Here is a 15,294-nt window from a genome sequence, read left to right as displayed (position 1 = left end):
TGAACTCGAAACCATTCATCCTGCAAAGAGTTTCGCCCGGAACAGAAAAAACACCGCGCCCAGCAGACAGAATCCCGCCCACAGGTAATCCAGGCTCAACCTCTCCTTCAGGTACAGAACCGAAAAGGGCACGAAAACCGTCAGGGTCACCACCTCCTGCAGCAGTTTCAACTGCCCGACATTCATGACCTGATGGCCGATCCGGTTGGCGGGAACCTGCAGCAGATATTCAAACAGGGCGATCCCCCAGCTTAGCATGGCCGCCAGAACCCAGGGCCGGTGGGAAAGGTTGCGCAGGTGCCCGTACCAGGCAAAGGTCATGAAGACGTTGCTGGAGAGCAGAAGCAGAGTGACCGTCAGATAGCGGCCCATACAGTCTCCGCAGAGGGATGCCGCCCGCCCGGCATCAGAAAAGCAGCACCGGACATTTGACCCGGTGCAGGGCATAGTTGGCCACGCTGCCGAACAGGACATCCCGGATTTCCCCCGCATACCTGCGGCCGATCACGAACAACCCGAAGTGCTCCTCGTTGGAGATTCGCGGAATGATTTCCCGGGGGGAACCAATTTCGAGCCGGGATTCGGCCGTCAGGCCCGCTTCCCGCAGTTCGCCTGCCCGTTTCTCGAGGAATTCACCGGCTGTCTTGACCGCCTGCTCCCGAATCATCTCCAGCTGGAAATCGGGGATCATGCGATAGGCGAGTTTTTCAAGATCGACCACATGCAGCAGCACCAGGTGTCCCGGCGGAAGGAAAGCACTGTTTTGCTTCAGCTTTTCGATCGTCGCGCGACTGGTTTCCGACATATCCACCGGTACAAGAATCTTCATTGGGCCCTCTTCTGACAACGAAAAGAATCTAACCGTAAATCATCCTCGGCAGCCACAGGACCAGATCCGACCAGTAGGTCAGAAGCATCAGCAGGCCGATCTGAATCAGCAGAAATGGGATAACCGACTTGGTCACATAGATCAGATCCCGATCCGCCACTGCCCCTGAGATATAGAGGCTGACCCCCAGGGGCGGGGTGCAGTAACCGATGCCCAGGTTCAGGGTCATGAGCAGGCCGAAATGCAGGGTGTCGATGCCGAAGCGGGAGAGCAGGGGCAGGAAAATCGGCGTAAGGATCAGGGTCGCGGAAATGATGTCCATGAACATGCCGACCACCAGCAGAACGATGTTGACCGCCAGCAGAAAAACCCAGGGACTGCTGATGCTGGAGACGACCGCCTTGGCGCTCTGATCCGGGATCTGCTGAAAGGTCAGATATTCGCCAAAAACCGAGGCCCCGGCGACGATCACAAGCAGCGTGGCGGAGGTGACGGCGGAAGAGACGATGACCTTCTTCACATCCCGCAGACGCATGTCCTTGTGAATGCAGATTTCGACGAAAAAGGCGTAGAAACAGGCCACCACGGCCGCCTCGTTGGCAGTGAAAAGGCCGGAATAGATGCCGCCGAAAATGAGCACCGGCAACAGCAGGGCCCAGACGCTTTCCCGCAGTACCGCCAGCAGTTCCCGAAAGGAGGGGCGGGGCGTGGTATTCACCGATTGCTTCCGGCAGAAAAACCAGGCGTAGAAGGACATGGCGACCATGATCAGGATGCCGGGAACGAAACCGGTCAAAAACAAAGCCTCCAGGGAATCGTTGGACACCATGGCGTAAAGGATCATGGAGATGGAGGGGGGGATGACGACCCCGAGCACCGGGGCTGTGGTCATGATGCCGACGCTGAAGGAATGATCGTAATTGTGCTTGATCAGGGCCGGGATCATAAAGCCCCCGATCGCCACCACCGTGGCCACCGTCGAGCCGGAAATGGCGCCGAAAAAGCCGCAGGCCAGCACTCCTGCGATGGCAAGGCCGCCGGGCAGGAAACCGACCAGGGCGTTGGCGGTCTTGATCAGCTTTTCGACGATGCTGCCGGTGGTCATGATGTTGCCGCACAGCACGAAGAACAGGACCACGATCAGGGCGAACTTGTCCATGCTGCGATAGAGCACCTCGATGACGATCTGCGGATCGATGCCGGCCAGGATCAGGCCGGCAAAGCCGGTAAAAAACAGCGCCATGAAGACGGGAACGGTGGTGGCAAGGGCACCAAGCAGCAGGGCCAAGACTATGAGATGACTTGTGTCCATCGAAATCGGGCTTTCAGAAAAGGATTCACTTGACCGGCGCGCCGCGCCAGTCCTCCACCATAACCATGACGGTGCGCAGCACGAGCATGCCGCCCATCACCACCAGTACGGCATAGAAATACCATTCGGGGATGTTGAGAGTGGCCGATCGGGCATAGGGATCGGCATAGCTGGCCGCGGTCATGGTCCAGCCGTAGCGGATCATCAGCAAGGCGAAAAGAATCACGGCGAGATGACTGATCAGGGTCAGAGGCTTTTTCAGGATCGGAACCATCTGCGGAAGGGCATCGATGCGGATCAGGGCGCGGGACCGGACGGCCGCGCTGCAGCCGATGTAGGTGGAGAAAAAAATGACTTTCTTCACCACTTCATCCGACCAGTAGAGGCTGATCGGGGTCAGCTTGCGCAGGACCACATTCGCCATGGCTGCCACAAGCGCCAGGGACACGGTCAAAAAAAGGGACCAGTCCTCGACGAAACCGAGAATCCGGTCCACCCATTTAAACGCTTTTTTTATCATTGAGCAGGACCATCGGACTAAGGGGAAAACCGGCAATGAGTTGCGGGGCGATTTTTTCAGTCATCGCCCCGCAACTTCTGCATTAAAGGATTGTTTCACTCTCCCAGCTTCTGCCGGACCAGTTGCAGATATTCGGCGCCGATGCGCTTTTCCCAGCTCTCGTAAACCGGCGCGCTGCGTTCGATCAGCACCTCGCGATGCCCTTCGCCGAGGGGCAGGAAGGTCACGCCCTGAGCCTGGGCGGCGGCAATCTGCTCCTGCTGCTGCCGGCGGGTACGCTCGCGGGTGTCGGCACTCTCCTCCTTGATCACCTGGAGTAATATCTCCTGGAGATCGGCAGGAAGTTTATCGAACCACGTCTTGTTCATCAGATGAACGAACAGCCCCTGGGCATAGTCGACCTGGGTGAAATAGCGGGCGATTTCAAATTTGCGCGTGATGTTGCAGACGATGGGGGTATGATCGAGACCGTCGATGACTCCGGTCTGCAGCGCCTGCGGCACATCGCCCCAGGGCATGACCGTGAACTTGAGCCCCCAGCTTTTATAGATGTCGGTGTTGACCGGCGCTTCGGCGATGCGGAAATTGACTTTCGCAGCCTCTTCAAGGGTCTGCACCGGCGCCTTAGATGCCCAGCCGTAGGGGCCGTAACCGGTCACGTCGACGACCATAACCCCCTGGTCGATGGCACTCTCGCTGAAAGGACCGAAGAGTTCCGGGTCATTGCGGAACGTGTCGAGTTTGTCGAAACTGTCCACCACGAAAGGCAGGTTGACCACGCCCAGCATGTCGGCGACATTGGCTGCGGCGACCGAAGAGCAGAGCACCCCTTGAACGGCTCCGATCTTGAGCTTGCTGAGCACGGCCCTCTCCTCCCCAAGCTGGGAAAGAGGTCGGAAATCCACGTACAGGCGACCGCTGGAGCGCTCCCAGACCTTGTCGCGGATGCGGTAGCCGACCGCCACCCCTTCAATAGCCGGGTGCGACACATTGGAAAGCAGATAGGTATACTCGGCGCCGCTCGGATCGAAGGCCGGCTGCCAGGCCGCCAGCGGGTCCTCCTGTTTGACCTCCTGTTTGGCAGGCGCCTCGGCCTCTTCAACGGGAGCCTTTTCTCCCGGACATCCCGCCAGAAGTCCCACCAGCATCGGCATCAGGAACAGTGTCTTCCAAAAACGCATTTTTTCCTCCCTTTTTTTCGATGACATCCGGTCAAAAGCCGGACCCGTCGCCGCAAACTCCTCATTAACCGTTCCGGCGAGGATAGCTGCGGGGTCTGTTCCGGGTCAAGCGCAAAGAACCAATCCTCAGATTTCAACCCCCTCCAAAGAGTTTCGTACCTTGTCCGCATAATCTTTGCCAATCTTCTCCGCCCAGAATTCATACACCGGTCCGGACCGTTCGATCAGCTTCTGACGATCGGCGGGAGACAATTCGTAAAACTCCACCCCGCGGCTTTGGGCCGCGGCAATCTCCCTCTCCTGCTGTTCCCGGGTCAAGGCCCGCGCCCGGGCGCTTTCCTCCTCGATCACCTGCAGCAGGACGGCCTGCAGATCGGCGGGAAGCTGATCGAGCCACTTTTTGCTCAACATATGGATATAGAGGCCCTGCGCGTAGTCGAGGCGGGTAAAGTATTTGGCGAAGTCGAACTTTTTGGTGATGCTGCAGACGATCGGAGTATGATCGAGGCCGGTGACGACGCCGGTCTGCAAAGCCTGAGGCACGTCGGGCCAGGGCATGACGGTGAATTTCAGGCCCCAGGCCTTGTACGTGTCCACGTTGACCGGGGCCTGGGCCACCCGGAAGTTCACTTTCAGTGCGTCATCGATGGTTTTGACCGGAACCTTGGTGGCCCAGCCGTAGGTGCCATAGCCGGTAAAGTCGACAGCCAGAACTCCCTGGTCGAGGGCGGCGTCGCGGAATTCGTTGAACAGCTCAGGATCATTGCGGAACGTCTCCAGCTTTTCGAAGCTGTCGATGACGAAGGGCAGGTTGACGATGCCCAACCTGTCGGAAACGTTCACCGCCGCCACCGAGGAACAGAGCATCCCCTGTACGGCACCGAGCTTGAGCTTGCTGATAACGTCCCGCTCACCGCCCAGCTGTGCCATCGGCCGGAAGTCGACATAGAGGCGTCCGCCGGACCGCTCCCAAACCTTGTCCCGAATATGATAGCCGACGGCAATCCCTTCGATGGCGGGATGGTCGACATTGGACAGGATGTAGGTAAACTCGGCGCCGCTCGGATCGAAAGCGGGCTGCCAGTCCGCCAGGGGATCACGGGGTGCTTCCTCCGGCGTTGCCGTAACCGCCTTTTCCGCCGGCTTGGGAGCCTCCTCCCGTTGACAGCCGATACCGACAACAGCAAAAGCCAAACAACACAACCCGGCAAAACAGATCAACCAACCCCTTTTCATGTCCCCCCCCTGGCTGTTGAAAACATTATCCTGTCCGCTGCGACAACCGCCGTTTTATAATCCACGGATCATAAGGCAGGCGCACGACGGCGTCAAGCAGAAGCTCCGCAAAACAAGGTCTCGACCTGACCTCTTTGCAGCCTCGTCGGCCTGTGTTAGCATGGCTCCATGACTCTACCCCTCAACTCTCTGTTCGATACTCACATCCACCTCGACCTGCTGCCTCCCGGATTCGATGACCAGGAAGAGATGAAGCTGGCAGAGCATATCGGGGTCGGCCGGTTTGTCGTTCCGGGAGTCGAACCTTCGGGCTGGGAGCGGCTCCTTGCGGTCGCGTCTTCGATCCGGGGCGGGCTGGCCGCACCGGGGATTCATCCTCTCGCGGCCCGGCAGTGGGAGAAGTCAAAACCGGAACTGCGTCGCCTGCTGACGGAAAAGAGGGTGGCGGCCGTCGGCGAAATCGGGCTCGACGGCGCCCTCGAATCCCCCGCCCAGATTCAGGAACAGGCCTTCCGCGGCCAACTGAGGCTGGCCAGGGACTTCGGTCTGCCGGTTCTGCTTCATTGCCGGAAAGCCACCGGCAAATTGCTGGAGATTTTGAAACAGGAGGGGGCTGATGAGATGGGCGGCATCTGGCACAACTTTTCCGGCAGCCCGGAGACGGCCCGCGCCGCGATCTCGCTGAATTTCGCCCTCGCCTTCGGCGGGATCGTGACCTGGCCGGAAGCCCGCCGCGCTCCCGAAACCCTGAAAGAAATTCCGGCGGAATGGATCGTGCTGGAAAGCGACGCCCCGGACATGACGCCCCACCCCCATCGGGGGGAGCCGAACCGGCCGCTTTACCTGGGTCTCGTGGCGGAAAAAGTCGCCGCTTTGCGCGGCTGGAGCCTGGAAGAAACCGCCGCCATCACGACTGCCAACGCCTGTCGGGTGTTGCGGTTGGAAAGCCTTAAATCGTAATACGCCTTACGGAGTACGGGTGTTACCCTTCGCCCCTCACTCCTCACACCTCACGCTTTTTAAGGTGCCCCATGCAACATCACCGTTTTGAACGTCTCGAACTGCTGGTCGGCACCGATGGTCTGCAGCGCCTGCAGCAAGCCTCCGTGGCCGTGATCGGTGTCGGCGGGGTCGGCAGCTATGCCGCCGAGGCGCTCGCCCGGGCCAGCATCGGCCGCCTGACCCTGGTCGATTTCGACACCATCGTCCCCAGCAATATCAACCGTCAGATTCACGCCCTGGAGCCGACCGTCGGCAAGGCCAAGGTCAAGGTCATGGCCGAAAGGTGCCTGGCCATCAATCCGGAAGGGGATTTCCGCCCGCTGCAGGTTTTCTACAGCGCCGACACCGACGAGGAGCTTCTCTCCGGGGGGTTCGACTATCTGCTCGACTGCATCGACAGCATCACCGCCAAGCTGTACCTCATCGAAAGCTGCCGGAAACGCGGCATCCCTGTCATCTCGGCCATGGGGGCCGCCAACAAGCTCGATCCGACCCTGATCCGGGTCGCCGATCTGGCCGACACCCAGAAATGCCGCATGGCCCGCATCATTCGCAAGGAGCTGGGCCGCCGCGGCATCCGGGACAAAGTCCGGGTCGTCTATTCCCTCGAGGAGTTCCGTCCCCTCGCGGCCGATCCGGCTTCCGATACCGCTGCCCCGGAAGAAGCCGCAGGATCGGGCAGACAGCGGGTCACGCTCGGCAGCTCCTCCTATATTCCCCCCATCTTCGGCCTGACCATGGCCGGGGAGGTCATTCGCGAGATTCTCCGGGAGTCGGCGCCATGAGCGAAATTGCCATCGGCAAGGCCGCCCTGCTGGTGCTGGCGGGCGGGGTTGGAGGATTTTTCAACGTACTGGCCGGCGGCGGCTCCCTGATCACTCTTCCGCTGCTGATCTTTCTGGGCCTGCCGGCCACCATGGCCAACGGCACCAATCGCGTCGCCATCCTGGTGCAGAATATTTTTGCCGTCGGAGGCTTTCGCCGCAAGGGGATCATGCCGCTGAAACTGGCTCTGCTCTGTGCGGCCCCGGCTTTGGCCGGCAGCTATCTCGGCGCCAACCTCGCCCTCACCATCGACGACCTGCTCTTCAAGCGGATTCTCGCCGGGATCATGATCGGCGTTCTGCTGTTCACCGCGCTCGATCCGATGAAGTCCTGGCGTCGGCCGGATATGGAGTACACCCCTTTTCGCATCCTGGTGTTGCTGGTCTGCTTCTTTGCTGTCGGTATCTACGGGGGCTTCGTGCAGGCGGGGGTCGGCTTCCTGATTATCGCTGCTCTGCTGCTGCAGGGACTCGACCTGGTGACCATCAATGCCGTCAAGGTCTTCGTGGTCGCCCTTTTCACCCTTGTCGCACTGACGGTGTTCATCCTCCACGACCAGGTCGACTACACCCTCGGCCTGGCCCTGGCGGCGGGCAATGCCACCGGAGGCTGGATCGCAACGCACCTGGCGGTGAAAAAGGGGCACGACTGGATCAGGAAAATAGTCTCCCTGACCATTCTGGTTTTCGCCCTTAAACTGCTTCTAGGGGGCTAAGGGGTTCGGTCTCAAACTCCTCACCCCTCACTCCTCACCCAAAATCACTTCAATTCGAAAGCGACCTTGAGCAGCACCTGATATTCGCCCACGTTCCCCTCCGAGGCCACGTGACCCCGGATTTCCTGCACTTCGAACCAGGAGACCTTTTCCAGTGTCTTGTGGGCCTTGGCCAATGCGTTTTCAATAGCCTGCTCGATGCTTTTTTTGGAAATCCCGATCACTTCAACCTTTTTGTAAACCCTTTCTTCTCCATAGGTCATGGCCGTCTCCTTTTCTCAGCAACCCTGTTCATACGATTCGCCTGTAAACAGACTATCATCCCGGAAATCCGTGTAAAGCCCGGCTCAGAGATCAACAGGCATAAAAGGATGATGGAATACCATTCTATTTCAAGCAAAACACACCCCGGGATGAAAACGTTTTCTAATTTTTTTTGCACATATCTTTTCAATTGGTTGCATCCTGTGATTGTCGGTCTATAATCAACCAGGTTTTTTTAATTGAACGAGGAGCGATGGTGCGGGTCTGATGCAAAACATCATTTGAGAAACAGGGGCCCCCAACAGGCAAAAGCGATGGGAGACTCCCGTCCCTCAGTGCAGTTCATTTTAATCGCAGACCTTTTCTAAGGGAAAAAATGGCCAAGCTGACAGACCATGCAGAATAAAAAATATGAAAAATCAGGAAGTTTGCAAATGGAATCAGGAGCCGATTTGATTGAAGTCGCTGACAGACGGCAAAAAGAGCTGTTCTAAAATAGGTCCAAGTGGAATCTTTTGGAACAGTTTGTCTCTAATGTGGACTTGCAATGAAAAGAAAATTGCCGAAATATTTTTTAAAAACGCGGCAAATACAGGCTTCTCAGGGCTCTTCCTGATCTGGCACTGAAATTGCGCTCAGCAAAACGGCTGTTTATTTTTAAAATGAATGAAAAACAGGCAGTTTTCCATTCAAGGGGAAAGGAGGTGAGCCGGACCGACAGGATCAGTAAGTCCGTTCCAAGACAAGTTCAAGGGACCATCCGGCTGGTCATGAACCGGACCCCGTAGCCGAGATTGCACACCGCCCGCGCAGGAATTCATTCGTCGCAGGACCACCGTACCCGGGAAGATACCGACACTGAAAACGGTCTCTTCTGGTGGCCAAGGGCGGCGGTTGCGTATCGGCAGGCCGAAAGATGGAGGTTATTTTTGGGCCGGATCCCGTAAAAGGGATCGCTGGGTGACATCACACCCGTTTTTTTCGACAACCGTTCGAATCTATGCAATCAGGAGGCAAAACAGATGAGATTTTCCAAAATTTCCGTACTGGCCGTTCTGGCGGCCGTAATGTTCTTCGCGTCCAACGCATCCGCTGCCGTAGTCATCGGCGGCTCCGACGGCTGGTCCTTCAGCACTGATGGTATGGTTAACCTGTTCATGGTTTACCAGAACTCCGACGATATTCCCGACGGTGTCAATCCCTTCTACGCCACTGACGAAGATGGTCTGCGCATCAAAAACGGCTTCCTGCCGAACATCCTGGCCTTCAACATCAAGGCCCCGACCATGAACGGCATCGACCTCGGTGCCCGCTTCGGCTTCTACCCCTCCCCCTCTCACGACAACCGCAAAAACGAGAGGTTCGACAGCCAGATCGACATGCGTGAAATGTTCTTCACTGCTGACGGCAACTTCGGTCAGATCATGGTCGGTAAAGGCCTCAGCCTGTTCCTCGGCCAGAACCTGCTCACCGAGCAGACCCTGATGGGCGCCGGCACCCTCGGCAGCACCTTCGGCCTCAGCGCCGCCGCTGGTGTTACCCTCGGTCGCATCGGCTATGGCTACCTGTACCCCAACTTCAATGCCCAGTTCCGCTACACCACCCCCGACATGGGCGGCTTCAAAGTGGCCGTTGGCCTTTTTGACCCCAGCGAAATCCTGGGTGTTCTTGATGGCGTTGGCGCAACCGAAACCAAACTGCCCCGCGTAGAAGCTGAAGTATCCTATGCTGGCACCTTGGGCGGCGACACCAAATTCAAAGCTTACGCCAACGGCATGTGGCAGGAAGCTGATTTCACCGACGATCAAGCCGATGCTCTTGGCAAAGACGACGTTACTGCCTGGGGCATCAGCGGCGGTTTCGTGGTCGGCATGGGTGGCTTCGAACTGGTCGGCTCCGCCTTCACTGGCGAGGCCCTCGGCACCGCCTTGATGCTGGATCTCGACTCCCTTGACGCCGAAGGCGAAGAGCGGGAAACCTGGGGCTATGTCGCCCAGCTGACCTACACCCTGGCTAACGAAGGCAAGACCAAGTTCGGCGTGAGCTACGGCGCCAACGAATTCGACGAAACCGACGCGGACGAAGCCGCTGCGCTTTCCTTTATCGAATCCCAGGCCATGCTGACTTTCATGGCCACCCATGACATCACCCCCAACCTCAAGATCGTTGGCGAGATCAGCTTTCTCGAGCATGAGTGGCAAAATGGTGATGACTGGAATGCCGAGCAGTTCAACATCGGCACCTTCTTCATCTGGTAAAATTTGTTAATTTGGTGCGGGTATTTGCATGCACAGTTACAGATGCTATCATGAGAGAAGGATGAATTTTTTCTTCCCTCGGTTTCGCTATCAACCTATCAAAAAAACGAAAGGACCATGATCATGCGAAAAGCTATAGCTCTTGCAAATGTGCTGCTCCTTCTGGCAGTGGTCAGCTGTGCCCCCGCCCAGAAGACATATCCCGAGGATCAATTGATCAAATGCACAACCTGTGGAGTGGAATTTACTCTGCAGGAAGGCCTGGATGCCTATGAGGCAGCTCACAATCATTAGAGCCGCCTGGCGATGACATCAGCGGGCCGGCCATGCCGGCCCGTTTTTTTATGGCTTTTCTCCCTCACGGCGCAGTCCCGCACAGAGAAATTGTTTGACCTTCACCCCCTTCAAAACGTAATATTTTTCTGCAATTGTCCCACACATTCAATCTGGCAGGAGGAGCAAGCAATGAGGCAAAAAAACGTTAAAAGTGATTGCAGAACAACTTTGCGGCGCCTGGCGTTCGCAGCCCTGGCGTTGGTGATCCTCACCGGCTGCAGCGGCTCTTTCCTTGCCGGCAACAAAGAAGACCCGAGCAACTATATCTGGAAACATCGGGATCAGTACGTACGCGTTGAAAAACAGGATCGCCTTACGGACACAACTCCGCCCAATGATCATCCCGTAACAATCCCCGCACAACAGATCGAGAACATTCTCGGTTCTCTCGATGCTGAATATGTTGAAAAAGGGAAACTATTACCCATTTTCACCTCAAAAGAGGTGGTCATTCTTTCCGAGGCGATCAGCACCGGCCTTGCAACTGCAAAGACCAGGGAAGATGTCACCTTCGCCATCGCCGGAGTCCACAGAGATTTTATTTCATTCAACAGCGATCGCCAATACGTGACTGGTCGGGTCTTCTTTGTAGATGGAAAACTTAACCTCATAATCGGTGATCTCCATAAACCTTATATCGACAATGTTGAGCGTCGGTTATATCCACTGGAACCCGGAACCCGCATGTATAAAGCGCCTGATCCCAGAAAACCGGCACCCGTGGCGTGGAAACCGGTTCCCATGGCCGGCCTGGAAACCCCAACCATTGCTGGGGTGGAGCGGCCGGACTGGATGGTGTTGAACACCGACCCACAGCTTTGGAAAACGGCTGTCGCCCAAAAAAAAGAGGCCAAGGAAACAGCCAAAGAGGCTTTCCGCGAAGCCAGCGAAGTACGAGAAACCAGTGCCCAGCTTGAAGCCGAACAGCAGCAGTTGCGCTCCGAAATTCAGGAGATGAAACAGACCATCGAGCAGATGAAACAGGCTCCGCCCGCTGCCGCTCCCACGGCCGCCCCATCGGTGGCACCTGCCGCACCTGTGTCCGGTGATATGAAAAAGATCGAGGACCGCCTTGAAATTCTGCAAAGAATCCGGGAGAAGGGCTGGATCACGGAACAGGAGTACCAGGCCAAGAAAAAGGAAATTCTCGACAGTTTCTGATCGGCGTTGAAGGATCAGTTTCGAGCAAGGGAAAGGGGGCGGATGCCCCCTTTTCTGTTACCATCGCAAATAATGCAAACCTCGTAGGGGCGGACCTATGTGTCCGCCCTGCCGTGAAGGGCAGACACATAGGTCTGCCCCTACATTAAGGAATCAACCCGAATGGGCTACCGCAATCTCGCCGAATGCGTCCGGGATCTGGAACGGACCGTCCAACTGATCCGCATCGACGACGAACTGGACGCCGATCTGGAGATCGCCGCGGTGCAGCGCCGGGTCTGTCAGGCCGGTGGTCCCGCCCTCCTGTTCACCCGGGTTCGGAACTGCTCCTTCCCCATGCTCGGCAACCTGTTCGGCACCCTCGACCGGACCCGCTTCCTGTTTCGGGATACCTGGCCGACAATTCAGCAGCTTTTTGCCCTCAAAGCCGACCCCCTTCGGTTGCTGAAAACCCCCGCCCTCTGGCCCGGCGCCCTGCTCGGCGCCCTGAATCTGCTGCCCCGCAAGGTGAGCGGTGGGCCTATCCTGCGACACAGGACCACCATCGACAAACTCCCGCAGCTCAAGTCCTGGCCCGAGGACGGCGGCCCCTTCATCACACTGCCCCTGGTTTATTCGGAAAGCGTCTCCCGGCCGGGCATCCGCCATTCCAATCTCGGCATGTACCGGGTGCAGCTCGCCGGCAACAGCTATCGACCAGGCGAGGAGGTCGGCCTTCACTACCAGTTGCACCGGGGCATCGGAGTCCACCATACCGAGGCATTGAAAGAGGGTCGCCCCTTTAGGGTCAACATCTTCGTCGGCGGCCCCCCGGCTTTGACCATGGCGGCCGTGATGCCGTTGCCGGAAGGGATGCCCGAACTCTGCTTCGCCGGACTCCTCGGCGGCCGCATCTCCATGATCTCCCGTCCGGAACGGCTCCCGATCCCGGCCGAGGCCGATTTCTGCATTACCGGAACGGTGATTCCGGGCAAAACCCTTCCGGAGGGGCCCTTCGGCGACCATCTCGGCTACTACAGCCTGCAGCATGACTTCCCGGTGCTGGCTGTGGAGGAGGTTTTCCACCGTTCCGGCGCCATCTGGCCCTTCACCAGCGTCGGCCGCCCGCCCCAGGAGGACAGCGTTTTCGGCGCCTTCATCCACGAGCTGACCGGCCCGGTCATCCCCACGCTGGTGCCGGGGGTTTCGGCGATCCATGCCGTCGACGCCGCCGGAGTGCATCCCCTGCTGCTGGCCATCGGCAGCGAAAGGTACACCCCCTTCGCCGAAAACCCGGCGCCGCAGGAACTGCTGACCCAGGCCAGCGCCCTGCTCGGCACCGGCCAGCTTTCCCTGGCCAAATACCTGTTCATCGTCAACGGCAGCGATGATCCGGCCCTTCGCGTCGAGGACATCCCCGCTTTCTTCCACCACCTGCTGGAACGGGTCGACTGGCGGCGCGATCTCCATTTTCAGACCCGCACCACCATCGACACTCTCGACTATTCCGGCAGCGGCTTCCAGCAGGGCTCCAAGCTGGTGATTGCTGCCGCCGGTCCCAGACTTCGGGATCTGCCCTCCGCCCTGCCCACGGACCTGTCCCTGCCCGCCGGTTTCGGCCAACCCCGCCTGGCTCTTCCCGGCATCCTCCTGATCGAAGGCCCGCCTGCCGATTCGCTCCGCGGACAAGCGGATGAGGCGCTGGAGCGATTCTGCACTTCCCTGGCGCCGGAGGCCGCCGTCAACCGGTTCCCCCTGGTCGTTCTGGTGGACGACAGCGATTTCTGCGCCCGGACCCTGAACAATTTTCTCTGGGTCACCTTCACCCGCTCCGACCCCGCGGTCGACATCGACGGAATCGGTTCAGCGACGGTCAGCAAGCACTGGGGATGTACCGGCTCCCTGGTCATCGACGCCCGCTCCAAAACCCACCACGCCCCGCCTCTGGTCGACGATCCCGAAGTGGAAAAACGGGTTGATGCCCTTGGCGCACGGGGAGGGCCGTTACACGGAATTATTTAGTGGGGCTCTTGACCCCGAAAACGGTGGCAGAAACCACCGGCCGGAGAACTAAGGACCTGGGCGGGTCTTAGACCCGCCCCTACCTCCTCACTTTAAAATTCCCCGTTGTATTCTCCCAACCACTTCGGTAAAATACCGCGGCTTTCATCATCAGGACCGGGAAATCCCTTTGTTACAAGGATCCGCACGTGAAGATCATTAATGAAAAACTCAGCCTGTGGGGAGCCATCGGCAACACTCCGCTGGTGGAAATCAGCCAGTTGCACGACAACCCGAAGGTGCGCATCCTGGCCAAGCTGGAAGGGAACAACCCGGGGGGGTCGGTCAAGGACAGGCCTGCCCTCTTCATGCTGCAGAAGGCCGAAGAAACCGGTGCTCTGAGGCCGGGGAAAACGATCCTGGAGCCGACCTCGGGGAATACAGGCATCGCCCTGGCCATGATTGGCGCCGCCAAGGGCTATCGGGTGAAGCTGATCATGCCCGGCTGCGTCAGTCTGGAGCGGCGGGCCGTGCTCGAAGCCTACGGCGCGGAGGTGCTTCTCTCCCCGGCCGAGCAGGGAACTGATGGCGCCATCCGCATGGCCCACCGCATTCTGCAGAAAAATCCTGACATCTATTACATGCCCAACCAGTACGCCAACGAAAACAACCCCTTGTCCCACTACTACACCACAGGACCGGAAATCATGGCCCAGACCGGGGGCAAGATCGATGTATTCGTCGCCGGCATGGGCACCAGCGGGACCCTGATGGGTATGGCCCTGTTCCTCAAGGAGCAGAATCCGGCCATCCGCGTGGTCGGAGTCGAACCCACCCTCGGCCATAAGGTCCAGGGTTTGAAGAACATGCAGGAAGCCATTGTGCCCGCCATCTACAACCCTGCCAGACTCGATGAAAAGCTGGTGATCGATGACGACACGGCGTTCGAAACCACCCGCCAGCTGGCTATACGGGAAGGGGTTTTTGCCGGCATGTCCAGCGGCGCAGCCGTGGCGGGAGCGCTTCGTGTCGCGCGGACGATGGAGCGAGGAACCATTGTCACCCTGCTGCCCGACCGGGGCGACCGTTACCTGAGTACAACCCTGTTCCGCTCCACCTGCGCCGCCTGTCCTCCTTAACAATTCGGAATCCGAAGGCTGAAAGCCACTGTTGTCTGGTAAGCATAGTTTGTTCGGTTAACTAACATAAACCTGCCCGGAATAAAGGATTTTTAGTCATGGACAACAAACAGCGACTGATGGACATCATCGAACACGTCAGCCGGGCACTGGTCAATGCCAAAGTTCAGAAACTAAAAAAAATCGGCGGCGCAGAAATCAATCTGACCCAGTTTCAGTACATCAACGTCATCAAGCAGAATGACGAAGTGACCTTCACGGGTCTTGCAGAGGCGCTGAATCTCAGCAAACCCGCCGTGACCTCCATCGTGAACAAGCTGATCGAACAGGGTTACGTCTACAAGTGCCAATCGGCGAACGACCGGAGGGTTTATTACATTCACTTGACAGCCGAGGGCAAACAGGTCGCCGAGGCTTATGAGGCAGCCAGCCGTGAATATGTTGAGGGCGTTCATCAACGGCTGACCGCGGAGGAATTTGCCCGCATGGTGCAACTCATGGAAAAAGGTCTGCATTGAAAAGAGCCCTTTTCCGAG

At 58.1% G+C, this 15,294-nt stretch carries 16 protein-coding genes; 9 read left to right on the top strand and 7 right to left on the bottom strand.

Annotated features, from left to right (window positions below; genetic code table 11):
• Positions 1–15: 15 nt before the first annotated feature.
• From R2940_16045 to R2940_16020, 6 genes are all read right to left on the bottom strand, one after another.
• On the bottom strand, positions 16–372 hold the full coding sequence (locus R2940_16045; protein ID MEZ4601303.1) for a DMT family protein: 357 nt from the start codon (positions 370–372) through the stop codon (positions 16–18).
• 34 nt (positions 373–406) lie between these two features.
• On the bottom strand, positions 407–829 hold the full coding sequence (locus tag R2940_16040) for a universal stress protein (GenBank protein MEZ4601302.1): 423 nt from the start codon (positions 827–829) through the stop codon (positions 407–409).
• Between the two features lie 28 nt (positions 830–857).
• Complete coding sequence (locus R2940_16035; protein MEZ4601301.1) at positions 858–2,141, bottom strand: TRAP transporter large permease; 1,284 nt, start codon at positions 2,139–2,141, stop codon at positions 858–860.
• 25 nt (positions 2,142–2,166) lie between these two features.
• Entirely contained in the window at positions 2,167–2,661 is a 495-nt protein-coding gene (locus R2940_16030; protein MEZ4601300.1) for a TRAP transporter small permease, read from the bottom strand.
• A gap of 95 nt (positions 2,662–2,756) precedes the next feature.
• Positions 2,757–3,842, bottom strand: coding sequence for a TRAP transporter substrate-binding protein (locus tag R2940_16025; GenBank protein MEZ4601299.1), 1,086 nt, complete (start codon positions 3,840–3,842; stop codon positions 2,757–2,759).
• Between the two features lie 126 nt (positions 3,843–3,968).
• Entirely contained in the window at positions 3,969–5,078 is a 1,110-nt protein-coding gene (locus R2940_16020; protein MEZ4601298.1) for a TRAP transporter substrate-binding protein, read from the bottom strand.
• A 168-nt stretch (positions 5,079–5,246) separates the two neighbouring features.
• Between R2940_16020 and R2940_16015 the strand changes: the two genes are divergently transcribed.
• The 3 genes from R2940_16015 to R2940_16005 all read left to right on the top strand — a co-directional run bounded on the left by R2940_16015 (position 5,247) and on the right by R2940_16005 (position 7,620).
• Positions 5,247–6,038 (top strand): TatD family hydrolase, encoded by a 792-nt coding sequence (locus tag R2940_16015; protein MEZ4601297.1) that lies wholly within the window; start codon positions 5,247–5,249, stop codon positions 6,036–6,038.
• Positions 6,039–6,109: 71 nt separating this feature from the next.
• Positions 6,110–6,865 (top strand): tRNA threonylcarbamoyladenosine dehydratase, encoded by a 756-nt coding sequence (locus R2940_16010; GenBank protein MEZ4601296.1) that lies wholly within the window; start codon positions 6,110–6,112, stop codon positions 6,863–6,865.
• A complete protein-coding gene (locus tag R2940_16005) occupies positions 6,862–7,620 on the top strand; it encodes a sulfite exporter TauE/SafE family protein (GenBank protein MEZ4601295.1) in 759 nt (252 codons plus the stop codon). Before R2940_16010 ends, R2940_16005 begins: the two co-directional genes overlap by 4 nt.
• Before the next feature lie 44 nt (positions 7,621–7,664).
• On the opposite strand, the gene R2940_16000 is transcribed toward R2940_16005, so the two are convergent.
• The gene (locus tag R2940_16000) at positions 7,665–7,883 is read right to left on the bottom strand and encodes a dodecin family protein (GenBank protein MEZ4601294.1); all 219 of its coding nucleotides are present in this window, start codon (positions 7,881–7,883) and stop codon (positions 7,665–7,667) included.
• 1,023 nt (positions 7,884–8,906) lie between these two features.
• On the opposite strand from R2940_16000, the gene R2940_15995 reads away from it, so the two are divergent.
• The 6 genes from R2940_15995 (at position 8,907) to R2940_15970 (ending at position 15,276) form a co-directional block, all read left to right on the top strand.
• Positions 8,907–10,142, top strand: coding sequence for a histidine kinase (locus R2940_15995; GenBank protein ID MEZ4601293.1), 1,236 nt, complete (start codon positions 8,907–8,909; stop codon positions 10,140–10,142).
• Positions 10,143–10,265: 123 nt separating this feature from the next.
• On the top strand, positions 10,266–10,436 hold the full coding sequence (locus R2940_15990) for a hypothetical protein (protein ID MEZ4601292.1): 171 nt from the start codon (positions 10,266–10,268) through the stop codon (positions 10,434–10,436).
• Between the two features lie 171 nt (positions 10,437–10,607).
• Positions 10,608–11,639, top strand: a complete 1,032-nt coding sequence (locus R2940_15985) for an SHOCT domain-containing protein (protein ID MEZ4601291.1) — start codon at positions 10,608–10,610, stop codon at positions 11,637–11,639.
• Positions 11,640–11,801: 162 nt separating this feature from the next.
• Positions 11,802–13,640 (top strand): UbiD family decarboxylase, encoded by a 1,839-nt coding sequence (locus tag R2940_15980; protein MEZ4601290.1) that lies wholly within the window; start codon positions 11,802–11,804, stop codon positions 13,638–13,640.
• Positions 13,641–13,828: 188 nt separating this feature from the next.
• Positions 13,829–14,758, top strand: coding sequence for a cysteine synthase family protein (locus tag R2940_15975; GenBank protein ID MEZ4601289.1), 930 nt, complete (start codon positions 13,829–13,831; stop codon positions 14,756–14,758).
• 98 nt (positions 14,759–14,856) lie between these two features.
• The gene (locus tag R2940_15970) at positions 14,857–15,276 is read left to right on the top strand and encodes a MarR family transcriptional regulator (GenBank protein MEZ4601288.1); all 420 of its coding nucleotides are present in this window, start codon (positions 14,857–14,859) and stop codon (positions 15,274–15,276) included.
• Positions 15,277–15,294: the final 18 nt, after the last annotated feature.

The sequence above is a fragment of the Syntrophotaleaceae bacterium genome (assembly GCA_041390365.1).
Taxonomy (GTDB): domain Bacteria; phylum Desulfobacterota; class Desulfuromonadia; order Desulfuromonadales; family Syntrophotaleaceae; genus JAWKQB01.
Note: the sequence above shows the minus strand (reverse complement) of the source record. Positions and strands in the feature narration are given on the sequence as shown.